Source organism: Methylobacterium sp. 285MFTsu5.1, from assembly GCF_000383455.1.
In the GTDB taxonomy this organism is placed as follows: Bacteria; Pseudomonadota; Alphaproteobacteria; order Rhizobiales; family Beijerinckiaceae; genus Methylobacterium.
In genome coordinates this window covers 80,311-96,756 of sequence record NZ_KB911270.1, presented here as the reverse complement: position 1 = coordinate 96,756, position 16,446 = coordinate 80,311, and the positions used below count along the sequence as shown (strand labels likewise).

Below are 16,446 nucleotides of genomic sequence, written 5' to 3'. Positions count from 1 at the left end.
GCATGGCGTCCGCCGCGAGGCGGTCGTTCGAGGCGAGGACTATGAGAGAGGCCGTTAGCAAAGTCGAGGCGCTGCAGCGCTCGAAGACTCAGGGGATCTCGCTCGAGGACGTCGAGCGCGGCGTGGCGCAGGCGACGCGCGCGCTGACCGCCCTGGCGCACGACGACGGGCACATCTGCTTCGAGCTCGAGGCGGATGCCACGATCCCGTCCGAGTACATCCTGTTCCACCATTTCCGCGGCACGCGGGTCCCCGGCGACCTCGAGGCCAAGATCGGCAATTACCTCCGCCGCACCCAGGGGCGGCACGGCGGATGGGCCCTCGTCCACGAGGGGCCGTTCGACATGAGCTGCACGGTCAAGGCGTATTTCGCCCTCAAGATGATCGGCGACGACATCGAGGCGCCGCACATGCGCCGGGCGCGCGAGGGCATCCTGTCCCGCGGCGGCGCGGCCAACGCCAACGTGTTCACCCGCTTCATGCTGGCCCTCTACGGCGAGGTGCCGTGGCGCGCCGTGCCGGTGATGCCCGTCGAGGTGATGTTCCTGCCGAAGTGGTTCCCGTTCCACCTCGACAAGATCAGCTACTGGGCCCGCACCACCGTGGTGCCGCTGTTCGTGCTCCAGGCGACCAAGCCCCGGGCGCGCAATCCCCGCGGCATCAGCGTGCAGGAGCTGTTCGTCACCCCGCCGGAGAGCGTCCGCTCCTGGCCGGGCTCGCCCCACGCCACCTGGCCCTGGACGCCGATCTTCGGCTTCATCGACCGGGTGCTGCAGCGGGTCGAGAACCACCTGCCGCGCAAGAGCCGGCAGCGCGCCATGGAGATGGCCCGCGCCTGGGTGAGCGAGCGCCTCAACGGCGAGGACGGCCTGGGCGCCATCTTCCCCGCCATGGTCAACTCGGTGCTGATGTACGAGGTGATGGGCTACCGGCCCGATCACCCGCAGGTCCGCGTGGCCTGCGACGCCATCGAGAAGCTCGTGGTCGAGAAGGCCGACGAGGCCTACGTCCAGCCCTGCGTCTCACCGGTCTGGGACACGGCGCTCGCGAGCCACGCGCTGCTCGAGGCCGGCGGCCCCGAGGCCGAGGCCCAGGCCCGCGCCGGTCTGGACTGGCTGAAGCCCCGGCAGGTGCTCGACATCGTCGGCGACTGGGCGGCGCGCAAGCCGAAGGTCCGGCCGGGCGGCTGGGCGTTCCAGTACGCCAACGCGCACTATCCCGACCTCGACGACACCGCCGTGGTGGTGATGGCGATGGACCGGGCCATGCATCAGCACGGCCTCGTCGCCGGCATGCCGGACTACAAGGCCGCGATCGCCCGCGCCCGGGAATGGGTCGAGGGTCTGCAATCCGAGGACGGTGGCTGGGCGGCGTTCGACGCCGACAACAACCACATGTACCTTAACCACATCCCGTTCTCGGATCACGGCGCGCTGCTCGACCCGCCGACCGCGGACGTGACCGCCCGCGTGGTCGGGATGCTGTCCCAGCTCGGCGAGACCCGGGAGACCTCCCGCGCCCTCGACCGCGGCGTGAACTACCTCCTGAATGATCAGGAGGAGGACGGCTCGTGGTACGGCCGCTGGGGCATGAACTTCATCTACGGCACGTGGTCGGTGCTCTGCGCCCTCAACGCCGCCGGGGTCGACTCCGCCGATCCGCGCATCCAGAAGGCTGTGTCCTGGCTGATCCGGATCCAGAACCCGGATGGCGGCTGGGGCGAGGACGCCTCCTCGTACAAGATCGACCCGGCCTTCGAGCCCGGCTCGTCCACCGCCTCGCAGACCGCCTGGGCGCTCCTCGCCCTGATGGCGGCCGGCGCGGTCGACGACCCGGCCGTGACCCGGGGCATCAACTTCCTGACCCGCACGCAGGGCGCGGACGGGTTCTGGAAGGAGGAGCGCTACACCGCCACGGGCTTCCCGCGGGTCTTCTACCTGCGGTACCATGGTTACCCGAAGTTCTTCCCACTCTGGGCGATGGCGCGCTTCCGCAACCTCAAGCGTGGCAACAGCCGGCGCGTCCAGTTCGGCATGTGACGTCCGCCGACGTCCTGGGGCCGGCCCGGCGGGCCGGCTCCGCTCCGCCGGATCGCGGCGCGCTCGACCGTCCCGACAGCCGATCCGCGAGCCCCGGTACGAGACACGTGGCCTCCTCAGACAGCGATCCCGCGGGACCGGACGAACCGCCCTCCGCGTCGGATCCGGCCCGGACCCCGCCTCGGCGCTCGCGCCTTCTTGCGGACCTCGCCGGACTCGTCCACGAGCGCGCCATGATCGATCCCGCCGCACCCGTCCTGGCCGTTACCGGCCTCGCCCGCGAGCGCCGCATGGCGGCGGGGGCGGGGGTCGAGGCCGTGGGAGCCGGCGGCAATCCCCACCGGCTCCGCCAGCTCCTGGAGGCCCGCGGCCAGCCCGGCTGCCGGGCGGTTGTCAGCTTCGGCATCGCGGGCGGCCTCGATCCCTCGCTCCGGCCAGGCGACGTCGTGGTGGGCACCGGCGTGGTGAGCGAGGAGGGGCGGCGCGCCGCCGATCTCGACCTGTCGGCCACGCTGCTCAACCTCCTGTCCGGCGTCGGGCCGCGGGTGATCCCGGCGGATTTGGCGGGCGTCGACACGGCGGTGCTCGCGGTCGACGGCAAGACGGACCTGCGGACCACCACCGGCGCCGCGGCCGTCGACATGGAATCGCACGTGGCCGCGTCCTTCGCGGGCCGGCACGGCCTGCCCTTCGCGGCCGTGCGGGTGATCTGCGATCCGGCCGACCAGGCCCTCCCGGCTTTCGCGGCCTCGGCGCTCACGCCGGACGGCGAACCCGACATCGCCGCGGTGTTCTTCGCCTTCGCGCGCGGCCGGGCACGCCTGGGGGACCTCATGCGCCTTGCCCGGGATTCGAACGCCGCCTTCGCGGCGCTGGGACGGTGCCGGACGCGGCTCGGGCCGGGACTGGGCATACCGGTCCCGGGGCGCTGAGACGCCCAGACGCTCAGTCGCGGTGAAGGGGCCACGAAAAAGCGCCGGCCTGTTCGGCCAGCGCGAGTCGGAGGTCACCACGAGACGGCGCGGGGCGGACCCCGCGCCGGGAGAAACCGGCCTCAGCCGGCCTTCTTGTTGAGCGAGACCGCCACGAACCGGGTCTGGCCCTTGCCGCTCTTCACCCGCATCAGCACGGCCTTGCGCCCGCTCGACTCGGCCGCCCGGATCTGCGTCGCCACGTCCGACGGACGGGCCACGCTCTGGCCGCCGACGTCGAGGATCACGTCGCCCGCCTCGATACCCTTGGCGGCCGCCGGGCCGTCGGGATCGACCTGGACCACCGCGACGCCCTGATCCGACAGGCCGACATCGCCGGCCGGGGCGAGCTGCAGGCCGAGCCGCGGCTGGCCGTTGCCCGAGTCGTCGTCGCGGCTCGCCATCTTGGTGCCGTCGGTCGGCATCGTGCCCAGCGTCACCGTGGCGGTGTCGGTCTTGCCGCCGCGCAGGTAGCTCAGCTCGACCTTGGCGCCCGGCTTCAGGCCGGCGATCTTGCGCGACAGCTCGCGGGCGCTGTCCACCGTGTCGCCGTTGACCTTCTCGATCACGTCGCCCGCCTTCAGGCCGGCCTTGGCCGCCGGGGTGCCGTTCTCGGCGTGGTCGACCAGGGCGCCCTTGGCCTTGTCGAGGCCCAGGCCCTCGGCGATGTCCTGCGTCACGGGCTGGATCTGGACGCCCAGGTAGCCGCGGGCGACCTTGCCGTCGGTCCGGAGCTGGTCGACCACCGCCTGAACGGTCTCGGCGGGGATCGCGAAGGCGAGGCCGACGCTGCCGCCCGACGGGGACGCGATGGCGGTGTTCATGCCGACCACCTCGCCGTTGACGTTGAAGGTCGGGCCGCCCGAGTTGCCCTTGTTGATCGGCGCGTCGATCTGCAGGAAGTCGTCGTAGGGACCGGCGCCGATGTCGCGGCCGCGGGCCGAGACGATGCCGGCGGTCACGGTTCCGCCGAGGCCGAACGGGTTACCGATCGCCACGACCCAGTCGCCGACCTGCGGCGCGGCCTTTCCGAACTGGACGTACGGGAAGTTCGAGCCCTCGGTGATCTTCAGCAGGGCGACGTCCGTCTTGGAATCCTTGCCGATGACCTTGGCGTCGAGAGTGCGCCCGTCGTCCAGCGTCACCTGCACGGTCTTGGCATGGTCGACCACGTGGTTGTTGGTGACCACGTAGCCGTCGGCCGAGATGATGAAGCCGGAGCCGACAGCGCCGCGCGGGCCCTGATGCTGGGGCTGCATCCCGCCGGGGCCGTTCTGGCCGAAGCGCTTGAAGAACTCGCGCAGCTGCGGCGGCACGTTCTGGAGGTTGCGCCCCTGGCTCGGTCCGTCGTCGTCGTCGCTGCTCGCCGAGTCGTCGAGCTTCACCTTCACCGAGACGACGCCCGGCTTCACCTTGTTGACGATACCGGCGAACGAGCCCGGCGGGTGCTCGGGGGCCTCGATCGGCGACTTGGGCAGCGCCTGCGCGTAGGCCGGGGTCGCGGCCGGCAGATAACCGCTGCCGATGGCACCGCCGGCGATCAGCGCGGCGGCCGCCACGGAGGCGAGGGCGCGGCGCGAGGTGCGGCCAGTGGGACGGGTCTCGGTCATGGGGGGTCTCAACCTCTCGGGACTGATCGGGACGACGCCGGCGGTCGCGGCCATCGATGGGATCTGTCTAAGGGGCGGCGCCTGACCCGGGCGTGGCGATCAAATTACCGTTTGGACAGGTAGCCGAGCGCTCGCGGAGCCCCAGCGCGATCGCGGCGCGTGACCGAGACCGGAGGCCCGACGTCGCGGCGCTGGCCGAGCCGGATCCGGGCTCGTGCCGCCCAGCACCGCAGTTTCCGGGAGTCGATCTTAAATACCGCTCAGTTCGGCGGGCCGGCGCAATCTCGGTGCCGCCAGATCCGAGTGTGTAGGCAGAGGAATTGACAATGAAGGTGCTGCTGGCGACTGCCATGGTCTTCGGGTCGACTGTCGGCACGCTGGCGGCCGACTCGTACGCGGATTACCGTGACTACTTCGACGCGAAGCCCGTCGCCACAGATCGCGCGCCGCGCGGTGCTTCCAAGCGGGCTTACGGCGTCGATACGCGCCGCCCCGGCGATGAGCGCGCGGCGAAATCAACGGGCCAACTTCCGGCCCGGCTACTGGAACCAGGCCGGCGGCTACGTTCCGCCGGACTATTCCCTGCATCCGCGGGGCGCGTCGCAGGACGGCTTCTGGACCCCGAACGACGCGTCCGCCGCCAGTTGGGGCGGGCCGCGGGCGTTCACCGGAACCCTCGGCACCCGACGCTGACGGGCGAGCCTCCGGGGCCGGGTCACCCCCGGGGCGGGCCTGACACGTCGGAGCGCTCCCGGACGGGCGCTCAGTCGCCGCTGAGCCGGACCAGAGCTTCCTCGATCTTCGCCAGCCGCGCCGACTCGCTCTCGCGGCGCTCCCGGTTCTCCTCGATGATCTCCTCGGGCGCCCGGGCCACGAAGTCGGCGTTGCCGAGCTTCGCGTCGATCTTCCTGATCTCGCCCTGCGCCTTGCCCTGCTCCTTCTTCAGGCGCGCGACCTCGGCCGCGAGGTCGACCACGCCTTCAAGGGGCAGCGCGGCGACGCTGCCGCGCACTAGGAGCTGCACCGAGTTCTTCGGCGGCGTCTCGGAGAAGGTGATCTCCGACAGCCGAGCGAGACGCAGGAGCGTGTCGCGCCACGCCTCAACCCGCGCTCTCACCTCCGGGGCGGCGCCGACCATCACCAGCGGGATCTGCGCGCCGGCCGGGACATTGGTCTCGGACCGCGCCGAGCGGATCTGGCTGACGAGATCGACCACGAACCCGACCTCGGCCTCCGCGGCCGCGTCGGCGAGGCCGCCGAGGTCCGGCCAGGCGGCCAGGGTCAGCAGGCCGCGCTCCGACAGGTCGGCGCCCTTGATCGCCCACAGCTCCTCCGTGAGGAACGGCATGAACGGGTGGAGCAGCTTGGCGACCTGATCGATCAGGAACGCCACGCTCGCCTGCGTCTCGGCCCGGATCGCCGGATCGACGCTCTCGCCCTGGAGCACCGGCTTGGCGAGCTCGAGATACCAGTCGCAGAAGATGTTCCAGACGAAGCGGTAGGCCACCGCCGCCGCGTCGTTGAAGCGGAAGGCCTCGAGGGCGCCCGCGACCTCGTCGACCGCGCGGGCCGCCTCGGTGAGCGCCCAGCGGTTGATCGCGCCGGTGGCGGAGCGCGGGTCGAAGGCCGGGTCGAGGCGGCAGCCGTTCAGTTCGGCGAAGCGGGCGGCGTTCCAGAGCTTGGTCGCGAAGTTGCGGTAGCCCTGGACACGGTCGGTGGACAGCTTGATGTCGCGGCCCTGGACGGCCAGGGCGCAGAGGGTGAAGCGCAGGACGTCGGCGCCGACCTGATCGATCAGTTCCAGGGGATCGACGACGTTCCCCTTCGACTTCGACATCTTCGCGCCCGACGCGTCCCGCACCAGGGTGTGCAGGTAGACCGTGTCGAAGGGCGCCCGGTCGGTGAGGTGCAGGCCCATCATCATCATCCGGGCGACCCAGAAGAACAGGATGTCCTTGCCGGTCACCAGGGTGTTGGTCGGGTAGAAGCGCGCGAGTTCCGGGGTCGTGTCCGGCCAGCCCAGCGTCGAGAACGGCCAGAGCGCCGAGGAGAACCACGTGTCGAGGACGTCCGCGTCGCGGGTGAGCGCGACCGGCCGGCCGTGCTGCGCGTCGGCCGCCGCCTGCGCCTCGGCCTCGCTCTCGGCGACGAAGATGCCGCCGGCGTCGTCGTACCAGACCGGGATCTGGTGGCCCCACCAGAGCTGGCGCGAGATGCACCACGGCTCGATGTTGGTGAGCCACTGGAAGAAGATCTTCTCGTAGTTCTCGGGCACGAACTTGGTCTGCCCGTCGCGCACCGCCTGGAGGGCGCGCTCCGCGAGCGGCTTGACGTTCACGTACCACTGGTCGGTCAGGTAGGGCTCGATGACCACGCCCGAGCGGTCGCCGTGCGGGACCGCGTGGGTGTTCGGCTCGATCGCGCGCAGCCGACCGCGCGCCTCCATCAGCGCCACCACCTCCTTGCGGGCCTGCGCCCGGTCGAGGCCGTGGAGCGCCAGGGCCTCCGGCTCGGGCGCGACGCCGTCGAGGAACTCGGCGTTGCCGTCGAGCAGCATCCGGCCCTCGGGATCGAGGACGTTGATCAGGCCGAGTCCGTGGCGGCGGCCGACGTCGAAGTCGTTGAAATCGTGGGCGGGCGTGATCTTGACCGCGCCCGTGCCCTTCTCGGGATCCGAGTAGGTGTCGGCCACGATCGGGATCAGCCGCCCGACCAGCGGCAGGCGCACGCGCTGGCCGACGAGCGCGGTGTAGCGCGCGTCCTCGGGATGGACCGCGATGCCGGTGTCGCCCAGCATCGTCTCGGGGCGGGTGGTGGCCACCGTGATGACGGCGCCGGTCTCGGCGCCGGCCTCGTCCACCACCGGGTAGTCGAAGTGCCAGAGATGGCCCCTGGTCTCGACCTGCTGGACCTCCAGGTCCGAGATCGCGGTCTGGAACTTCGGGTCCCAGTTCACCAGCCGCTTGTCGCGATAGATCAGGCCCTGCCGGTGCAGGTCGACGAAGGTCTTGAGCACGGCCCGGCTCAGCCCCTCGTCCATGGTGAAGCGCTCGCGGGACCAGTCGCACGAGGCGCCGAGCCGCTTCAGCTGGTTGACGATCGCGCCGCCGGATTCCGCCTTCCAGGCCCAGACCTTCTCGACGAAGGCCGCGCGGCCGATCTCGCGGCGGCCGGGCTCCTGACGCTCCATCATCCGCCGCTCGACCACCATCTGGGTGGCGATGCCGGCATGGTCCGTCCCCGGCTGCCAGAGCACGTCCTTGCCGCGCATGCGCTCGAAGCGGCAGAGGATGTCCTGCAGCGTGTTGTTGAGGGCGTGGCCCATGTGCAGGGAGCCCGTCACGTTCGGCGGCGGGATCACGATGCAGTACGGCGGGGCCCCGGCGCGCTCGGGCCGGCCGGCACGGAAGGCGTCCGCCTCGGCCCAGGCGGCGGAGATCCGCGCCTCGACGGAGGTGGGCTCGAAGGTCTTGTCCATCATCGCGGGTACGGGCCGGCGCTTGTCCAAACGGGGGTGGCCCCGCTTTCGACCGTCACGCCGCTCCCGTCAACACGCGGAGGGCGGCCCGCGGCCGCCGTACCCAGGCCGCCGGCTCAGCGGCCGCGCGACACCCGCTCGATCTCGGCGCGCACGAGGCGCTCGACCACGGCCGGGAGGTTGTCGTCGAGCCAGGATTTCAGCATCGGCCGGAGCATCTCCTTGACGAGATCCTCCAGGGTCCGGGCGTTCTGCGTCAGCACGGTGTGGGCCAGCAGGTTGAACGCGCCGCTGACGCTGGCATCCGTGGCCGGAGAGACCAGGGCCTCGGGCTCCGGCTCGGGCGCGCGGGCGGCCTGGAGCACGGGCTGCGGGGGCGGAGGCGGTGGGGGCGGCGGCTCCGGGGCCGGCTCGGGCTCGGGCTCGGGCTCCGGTTCGGGCGCGGCGGTCACCGGGTCCTCGAAGTCGATCGCGTCGAAGTCGAGCAGGTCCGGCGCCGGCTCGGGTTCCGGTTCCGGCTCGACGACGCGCGGGCGCATCACCGGCTCGGCGACCTCCGCGAGGTCGAGCACGTCGTCGGGCTCCGGAGCGGGCGCCGCGACCTCGGCCGGCTTGGCGGCCTGATCGTCGGCGATGATCCTCCGGATCGACGCGAGGATCTCTTCCATCGAAGGCTCGTGCGCCTTATCGGCAGCCTTGTCCTGGAATTTCGAGTCCGGGATCTTGGGGCTTGCTGCACTCATCGGCAGGCGCACTCGGGCATGGGAGACTGGAAAGCGACCCGAATGGATCGATGTTCAATCAGTATTCCATGCCGTTTCGTGACGGCAAGCGCGCCCACAACACACTCCCCGTGGAAAAGCCGTCAGCGACCGTCCGGGGTGCGCAGGCCGAACCAGAGATCCTTGACCTGATCGTAGTGAACCTTGGCGCTGTAGTATTCGACCGGGAGCGCCGTGAAGCGCGCGGTCAACTGTCCGATCGCCTGGACCACCCCGTAGGAGAAGATGACCCGGTCACGCTGGGCGACGATGAGGTTCACCCGGGAGTTCAGCAGTTCCTGCTGCGCGTTGAGCACGTCGAGGGTCGTGCGCTGGCCGACGCGCGCTTCCTCGCGCACGCCGTTCAGCGCCACCTCGTTGGCCTGGACCTGGGCCTGGGCGGCGATGACCTGCGCCTTGGCGGCCTCGAGCCGGCCCCAGAAATCGACGATCTGGGCGCGGACCTGATCGCGGATCTGGTCGACCTGGATGCGGGCCTGGCCGACCGACTCCTTGGCCTGCCGGATCTGCGCGTAGGTCTGGCCGCCCTCGTAGATCGGGATCGAGAGCCGTCCGCCGACGAAGCCGACGAAGAAGCTCTGGTTCGGTCCGTTCTGGTCGTAGAGCTGGCTGAGCGAGCCCTGCAGGCTGAGCTGCGGGGCGAGCTGGCCTTCCAGGACTTTCACCTGGGCCTCGCTCGCGTCGACGTTGTGGATGGCCGAGACGACCTGCGGGTGCTCGCGCAGGCCGACGGCGATCGCCTGATCGAGGCTGCGCGGCACGAACCGGTCCAGCGGCCGACCCGGCGCGAGCTGGCGCGGCTCGACGCCGATATTCTGCCGGTAGACGCCGATGCTCGTGCGGAGAGTCGACTCGGCCTGGGCGACCTGCGATCGCGCGCCGGCCAGTCGGGCCTCGGCCTGCGCGACGTCGGTCCGGGTCACCTCGCCGACGTTGAAGCGGTCCCGGGTCTGGCGGAGCTGCTCTTCCAGAACCTCGACGTTGTTCCGGTTCAGCTCCAGCGTCGCCGTGTTGCTGAGCACGTTCATGTACGCCTGGACGGCGCTGTACAGAACCGACAGCTCGGTGAAGCGCAGGCTCTCGCGCTGGCTGTAGACCTGCGACTCCGCGCGCCGGACCGTGTTGTCGGTCTGGAAGCCGTTGAAGATCGTCTGCGTGACGTTCAGGCTGGCGGAACTCGGCAGGTAGGTGGTGCGCGTCGTCCGCCGGGAGGTGATGACCTGGCTCGCGATGTCGGAGGTCGCGCCGCCGGACAGGCCCTCGCCGCCGGTCGCGGATCCCGCCGCCCCGGCACCTGAGGTTCCGATGCCGGTGGTGCCGCCCGCGGTCCCGATCCCCGTCGTCCCGATCCCCGTGGTCGTTCCGGTCCCGGTCGTCCCGGCGCCCGCCGTTCCGCCCAGGCCGCCGCCCGTCGTCCCGAGGGCCGATCCGGCGGTGGTCGCGGCCGTGCCGCCGGTGGCCGCCGTCGCGACCGTGCTGGACGAGCGCGTCTGAAGGTACTGGACGCCGATCGCGGCGTTGACGTTGACGGTCGGCCGGTAGCCCGACTGCGCGATCGCCACGTTCTCGTCGATCGCGCGCACGCCCGCACGGCTGGCGTTCAGGCTCGGATTGCCCTGATAGGCCTTCGCGAGAGCGCTCTCCAGAGTCTCGGCCGATGCCGGCATGGCAGCCAGCATCGCGAGTCCGGACACCATCCCGGCCAGGCGGAACGTCGGGCAACTCGCTGGTGGACGTCGTGTCACGATGAACAAGCCCTTGCGGTCTCTTTCGGTCCGGAAGTCCGAGACGAAAACGGCCAAGGTACGGCGTTTCGCTCGTCTCCGATCAAGCCCGCCCCACCGTCACGCTTAGCGCAAACCGGGCGCTTTGGCTCGCCTCGGTGCGGGTCTGGCGGCGGAATGTGCGGCGTTGGGGCATTAAGGTGACACACCCGGCGCGGACAGCGCGGCACGCGAGCGAATTGAGTTGTTAAGTCGCATAAATACGCTCTTCCAAAGACTATTGCCGGCGTGCAGCCACGCGAGACTTGGGGGCCGACGCGTCGCCCCTGGCCGGGCAGGGTGGCCCGTTCCGCGGCTGGCCCTGCGGTCGACACCGGTCCGCGCCTAGTAGCGGTCCATCCCGCCGCCGCCGGCGTCGGGCTCCAGATCCAGCGGTCCCTCGGGCGCGGATTCCGGCTCGGGTGCGCGGCGCGCCCGCGCCGGCGGCCGCGGCTTCGGCGCCGGCCCTGCCAGCGCGGCCGACGGGTTCGGTTTCGGCGCGGCGCTCGGGGAAGCCGGCTGCCCGCGGGTGCCGCCGGGCGGCCCGGGCGGGCCGGGCGGGCCCATGGCCCCCATCAGCCCCGGTGCGCCGGCCATGCCGATGGGGCCGCGCTCGCCCGGCGGGCCCGGCGGTCCGGCGACGCCCTCCGCGCCGGCTGGCCCCTGGGGTCCGGGCGGCCCGGGCGGTCCCATCGCGCCCCGCTCGCCGGGAGGCCCGGCCTCGCCCCGCGGACCCGTCTCGCCGCGCGGGCCGGCGAGCCCGGGCGCCTGCGGCCCCTGCTGGCCGCACTCGCCGACCACGATGCTGCGGGTCTGTTTCGGCGTCCGCAGCGTCGCGATGCAGGTGGCCGGATGATAGACGACGCGAAACTCGAAATAGCCGCGGCTGTCGGTCCGGTGGGGGAACTGGCCGTCGAGCGTGATCTCCACCCCCGGATCGTCGGCGTAACCGATGATCCAGAGATCACCGCCGGTGATCTTGGCGGCCTCGATGCGCATGTCCGCCGCCCGCGCCGGCGGCCCGCAGGCGGCCGACAGGGCCAGCATCGAACACAGCGCCCAGCGCTCGTGCCACAGGCGTTTGGCAGATCTCATGGCAGGTCACGCAGTCTTTTAGACGGTCAGAATGCCATAGCCCGCAAACTAAGCAATAAATTGCGGAGAAAGTTGGATGTGGAAAAGCGCGGCCGGTCGAAGGCCGTAGTCCGAAATGGGTATTCGAAGGGCGCGCGGCGGGGCCTGTAGCGTGACCGCGCTGGACCCGGTCAGGCGTGTGCGGACCGGGCCGGCAGAGGAGTGACGCGGACCGATTCATCGGTCACCGCCGCGCGAGCGCCCCGGGCCGCATTCGGACCCGCGGTGGAGGGTTCTGCCGTGGACAACGACGATCCGCCCTGGGACACGGACCCGCTCTGGTACGACCGGACCGAGTCCGGAACGCCGCCGGGGCCCATCCTCGAGGCGCTGGCCTGGCTGTTCCTGCTGGCGATCGCCGGGTGCGCGGCGCTCGTGTGGCTCTACGGGATTCCGGACCGCCTGTGGCGCGCGGCGGCGCGCCGGCTGATGCGCCGCGATCCGGCGGATGCCGGGCGGTTCTGAGCCGCGCGCGCCGGCACCGGCTCAGGCCGCGGCGATGCGGGTGCTGAGCAGGGTGGTCTCCAGATCTTCCACCGGCATCGGGCGGCCGAGATGGTAGCCCTGCAGGAACGGGCAGCCCATCGCCTGCAGGATGTTCAGGTCCTCAGCCGACTCGACGCCTTCCGCCACCACGTCGAGCCCGAGCAGCCGGCCGAGGCCGAGGACGGCGAGGACGAGCCCGCGCTTGTCGTCGCTCGCCCCGAGGCCGGTCACGAAGCTCCGGTCGATCTTGATCCGGTCCGCCTTGAGCTGGCGCAGCGAGGAGAGCGACGAGTAGCCGATGCCGAAATCGTCCAGGGCGACCCGGATGCCGGCGCGGGACAGCGCCTGCAGCTTGCCCTGCACCGCGCCGATGTCGAGGGCCGTCTCCTCGGTGATCTCGATCTCCAGCATGGTGGGCGGCAGGCCGAGGAGGTTCAGGCGCCCGATGACGATCTCGTCCACGGGGACCTGCGCCATCTCCCGGGGTGAGACGTTCATCGCCACGCGCACGCCGCTCAGGCCGCGGCGATGCAGGATCTCCAGCATCGCGCAGACCTGCTCGAGGATGTAGCGGAGCAGCGATTCGGTCAGGCCGGCCATCGCGGCGGCGGCGATCAGGTCCGGGGGCGCGATCCAGCCGAGCCGCGGATGCTCCCAGCGGATCAGGGCTTCCAGCCCGACCAGGGTCCGGCCATCGGCCGCGTAGATCGGCTGGAACCAGACCTTCGGGGCGTTCTCGACCAGGGCCTGCGACAGGTCGCGCTCCAGGTCCCGCCGCATCTGCAGCCCCTCGCGCAGGCCCGAATCGAACACCCGGTAGCGGTTCCGCCCGGCGGCCTTCGCGGCGTAGAGCGCCTCGTCGGCGCAGCTCAGCATCTCGGTGAAGCTCGGCTCCGCGCTCGCGTGGACGCCGATGCTGACCCCGAGGCGGCCCGCGTCGAAGCCGTCGAACGGCTGGGACACCGCGGCGATGAGGTTCGCCGCCATGACGTCGTCGGGCACGCCCGACGTCACGGGATCGTACAGCACCGCGAACTCGTCGCCGCCCAGCCGGGCCGCGAGACCGTTCTCCGGCAGCGCGTCCTTCAGCCGGCGCGCCACCTCGACGAGCACCCGATCGCCCGCCTTGTGGCCGTAGACGTCGTTGACGAACTTGAACCCGTCGAGGTCGAGCATCAGCAGGCTGAGGGTCCCGGTGCGGAGCCGGTTCTCCGTCGCCTGGAGGAAGCCCGCGCGGTTCAGCAGGCCGGTGAGATCGTCGTGCGTGGCGCGCCACCGCATCTCGTCCACGAGGGCGCTGGCGCTGGCATGGGCCTCGGCGCGGGACCGGGCGAGGGCGTGGGCCTCGTTCTTGAGCCGGCTCGCCTCGCGAAACACGGACTCGCTGCGGAACGCCGTGTGCGTCAGGGCGAGGAAGTAGAGCAGCACGCAGGCCGCGAGGCAGTTCCGGTCGAAGTCGCCGGCATAGGCGAGGCAGGCCACGACGGACAGCAGCGGCAGGGCGATGAAGGCGAGGGGGATGCGCGCGTACGCGATCCCGTGCGTCACCGCCCCCGCGGTCACGCCGCAGGTGATGGTCAGGTAGAACAGGGTCTCGGCGGTCGTGTAGCCGTCGCACAGGAGCGGCTGACAGGCCCAGACCAGTCCGGAGAGGAACGCCGCGACCGTGAAGACGCGCAGGTGCCGGTCGACGGAGCGCGCGGCGGCCGCGGCCAGGCTCGGCGTCATGTCGGCGGTCAGCGCCAGGCCGAGGCAGGGGATCCGGCAGAGGGCGATTCGCAGGAGGTTGACGCTGGTCGACGCCGCGAACCAGATGGCCCCCACGGTGCCGTGCCCGCTCCTGTAGGCGACGAGCATGCTCGCCACGCCGAGCAGCATGTTGACCGGGATGGCCGCCAGCACGCTCCCGCGCATGGCCTCCAGCTGATCCCGCCGGATCAGCGCGCCCCACCTCGGATCTGCAGGGTCGAGAGATTCACCGGAGCCGGGTGAGCCCGGCTCGGATCTCTCCTGGTCCCGAACGATCATCGCACGTCCACTCGAAGATGAGGGACTCATGGCACCGAATCGTAAGATATCGTTGAACGATCAACGCGCGCCGCGCCCGATCCCGAGCTTTTCGCGCGCCGCGCGAAGAGAGACTCCGGGTCGCAAGGCATTCCGGCCGCGTCGCCGCGCACCATATCGGGTCGCGGGCCGCTTCCGGGCCCCGGATCGTCCATGGCCCTGACCCGCGACCTGCTCGATATCCGGACGATCTATCACGAGCCCACTGTCGGCGACTTCCCGCTGGGCCGGGACATCCTGGCGCGCTTTCCCGACGCCGCGCGCATCGTCGTGCCGTCGCACTGGAACATCCCGGAACTCCACGGCAACGCCGGCTCGGTGGAGGATTGGGTGCGGATCAAGCGCTCGACGCTGGTCCTCGGCGTGAAGAAGGGGCTGGCGATGCGCCCCAACGGCCGCAGCGCCCACTTCATCGCGCCCTCGACCTCCAACGGCTGCGCCATGGCCTGCGCCTATTGCTACGTGCCGCGCCGCAAGGGCTTCTCCAACCCGATCTCGCTGTTCGTGAACCTCGAGCAGGCCTGCGCGGCGATCGCCCGCCACGCCGGCCGCCAGGGGCGCCTGCCGGAGCCGGACCCGATCGATCCGGAGCACTGGGTCTACGATATCGGCGAGAACGGCGACCTCTCGGTCGACGCGGCGGTCAGCGACGGCGTCCGCGCCCTGGTCGCGCTGTTTCGCACCCTGCCCAACGCCAAGGCCTCCTTCGCCACCAAGGCCGTCAACCGCGACCTCCTCGCCTACGATCCGCAGGGCAAGACGCGCGTCCGCTTCTCGCTCATGCCGGCGCGGATCGCCCGGATCGTGGACGTGCGCACCGCCCCGATCGCCGAGCGGATCGCCGCCATCGACGAGTTCGTGGCCGCCGGCTACGAGGTCCACGCCAACTTCTCGCCCGTGATCCTCTACGAGGGCTGGGAGGCCGACTGGCGGGCGCTGTTCGCCGAGATCGACGCGACGCTGTCCGACGCCGCCAAGGCGCAGCTCAAGTGCGAGATCATCATGCTGACCCACAACGCGGATCTGCACGCGGTCAATCTCGGCTGGCACCCCAAGGCCGAGGACCTGCTCTGGCGGCCGGACATCCAGGAGGCGAAGGTCTCGGAGGGCGGGGGCACCAACCTGCGCTACCGGGCCGGCTGGAAGGGCCGCTGGCTCACCCGCTTCAAGGCCCTGCTCGCCGAGACGATGCCCTACTGCACGGTGCGCTACGCGTTCTGAGCGCGGAGCGCTGAACTTCCGGCCGCGCGCGGCGTTGGCGCGCCAGCGGAGGAAAGCTCAGCCATGTCGAGCCCGTCCATGTCGAGCCCGTCCATGTCGACGCACGAGGACCATATCGGCGAGGCGGTGGCCCTCGCCGCCGCCAATGTCGAGGCGGGCGGTGCGCCCTACGGCGCGGTCATCGTGCGGGAGGGGACCGTGCTGGTCCGCGCGGCCAACACCGTGCACGCGACCAACGACCCCAGCGCCCATGCCGAGATGGTGGCGCTGCGCGAGGCCAGCCGCCTCCTCGGCCGCCGCGACCTCGGCGACTGCGTGATGTACGCGAGCGGCCGCCCGTGCCCGATGTGCCACGCCGCGATGCGCCTGGCCGGCTTCAAGGAGGGCTACTTCGCCTTCTCGGCCGAGGAGGCCGAGACCTACGGCGCCGGCAGCACGTCGATCTACGCCGAGCTCTGCCAGCCCCTCGACGCGCAGCCGATGCGCGTCACGCAGCTGCGTCCGCCGGGCGATTCGCCCTACCCAGCGTGGAAGGCGCGCCGCGAGGCCTGACGCGGCGGCGACGGCCTCAATGGGTCCAGGGCGCCGTGCGGTTGAACTTGAAATTGTCCGAGTAGGACAGGCCCTTGCGCTGGACGGGCTTGGCCGGCTGCTCGACGCGGTAGGCGATCCCCTCGCGCTTCGCGTAGGCCACGGCCTCCTCCTCGGTGTCGAATTCCAGGCGCACCTGCTGGAGCATGTCCGAGGACCCGTTCCACCCCATCAGCGGATCGATCTCGCGCGGGCTGGTCCGGTCGAACTCCAGGATCCACTGCTTGGTCCGGGCGAGGCCCGACTGCGTGGCGTCCCGAGACGGACGGAAGATGCGGGCGCTCGGCATCTGACTCGACAAGCT

Annotated in this window: 13 protein-coding genes; 6 read left to right on the top strand and 7 right to left on the bottom strand. The window is 71.2% G+C overall.

What is annotated here, in order from left to right; all coding sequences use genetic code 11:
* Positions 1-41 precede the first annotated feature (41 nt).
* Both shc and H288_RS0100450 read left to right on the top strand, forming a co-directional pair.
* The gene (shc, locus tag H288_RS0100455; protein ID WP_020090627.1) at positions 42-2,039 is read left to right on the top strand and encodes a squalene--hopene cyclase; all 1,998 of its coding nucleotides are present in this window, start codon (positions 42-44) and stop codon (positions 2,037-2,039) included.
* Positions 2,040-2,272: 233 nt separating this feature from the next.
* Complete coding sequence (locus H288_RS0100450) at positions 2,273-2,971, top strand: phosphorylase (RefSeq protein ID WP_020090626.1); 699 nt, start codon at positions 2,273-2,275, stop codon at positions 2,969-2,971.
* 122 nt (positions 2,972-3,093) lie between these two features.
* Here H288_RS0100450 and H288_RS0100445 read toward each other — a convergent pair whose 3' ends face one another.
* On the bottom strand, positions 3,094-4,620 hold the full coding sequence (locus H288_RS0100445) for a Do family serine endopeptidase (protein ID WP_020090625.1): 1,527 nt from the start codon (positions 4,618-4,620) through the stop codon (positions 3,094-3,096).
* Between the two features lie 498 nt (positions 4,621-5,118).
* On the opposite strand from H288_RS0100445, the gene H288_RS0100440 reads away from it, so the two are divergent.
* Positions 5,119-5,313, top strand: a complete 195-nt coding sequence (locus tag H288_RS0100440; RefSeq protein ID WP_020090624.1) for a hypothetical protein — start codon at positions 5,119-5,121, stop codon at positions 5,311-5,313.
* Between the two features lie 70 nt (positions 5,314-5,383).
* Here H288_RS0100440 and H288_RS0100435 read toward each other — a convergent pair whose 3' ends face one another.
* From H288_RS0100435 to H288_RS32005, 4 genes are all read right to left on the bottom strand, one after another.
* Complete coding sequence (locus tag H288_RS0100435) at positions 5,384-8,101, bottom strand: valine--tRNA ligase (RefSeq protein ID WP_020090623.1); 2,718 nt, start codon at positions 8,099-8,101, stop codon at positions 5,384-5,386.
* Positions 8,102-8,214: 113 nt separating this feature from the next.
* A complete protein-coding gene (locus H288_RS0100430) occupies positions 8,215-8,766 on the bottom strand; it encodes a DUF2497 domain-containing protein (protein WP_020090622.1) in 552 nt (183 codons plus the stop codon).
* 197 nt (positions 8,767-8,963) lie between these two features.
* Entirely contained in the window at positions 8,964-10,559 is a 1,596-nt protein-coding gene (locus H288_RS0100425) for a TolC family outer membrane protein (RefSeq protein WP_280142537.1), read from the bottom strand.
* A gap of 429 nt (positions 10,560-10,988) precedes the next feature.
* Entirely contained in the window at positions 10,989-11,738 is a 750-nt protein-coding gene (locus tag H288_RS32005; RefSeq protein ID WP_234082070.1) for a collagen-like protein, read from the bottom strand.
* Between the two features lie 279 nt (positions 11,739-12,017).
* Here H288_RS32005 and H288_RS0100415 point away from each other — a divergent pair, with 279 nt between their 5' ends.
* On the top strand, positions 12,018-12,242 hold the full coding sequence (locus tag H288_RS0100415) for a hypothetical protein (RefSeq protein WP_020090619.1): 225 nt from the start codon (positions 12,018-12,020) through the stop codon (positions 12,240-12,242).
* Positions 12,243-12,263: 21 nt separating this feature from the next.
* Here H288_RS0100415 and H288_RS0100410 read toward each other — a convergent pair whose 3' ends face one another.
* Entirely contained in the window at positions 12,264-14,177 is a 1,914-nt protein-coding gene (locus tag H288_RS0100410) for an EAL domain-containing protein (RefSeq protein WP_020090618.1), read from the bottom strand.
* A 306-nt stretch (positions 14,178-14,483) separates the two neighbouring features.
* On the opposite strand from H288_RS0100410, the gene H288_RS0100405 reads away from it, so the two are divergent.
* Complete coding sequence (locus H288_RS0100405; RefSeq protein ID WP_020090617.1) at positions 14,484-15,551, top strand: spore photoproduct lyase family protein; 1,068 nt, start codon at positions 14,484-14,486, stop codon at positions 15,549-15,551.
* 93 nt (positions 15,552-15,644) lie between these two features.
* Entirely contained in the window at positions 15,645-16,103 is a 459-nt protein-coding gene (locus H288_RS0100400; RefSeq protein ID WP_020090616.1) for a nucleoside deaminase, read from the top strand.
* 16 nt (positions 16,104-16,119) lie between these two features.
* On the opposite strand, the gene H288_RS0100395 is transcribed toward H288_RS0100400, so the two are convergent.
* Entirely contained in the window at positions 16,120-16,431 is a 312-nt protein-coding gene (locus H288_RS0100395) for an ETC complex I subunit (protein ID WP_020090615.1), read from the bottom strand.
* Positions 16,432-16,446 lie beyond the last annotated feature (15 nt).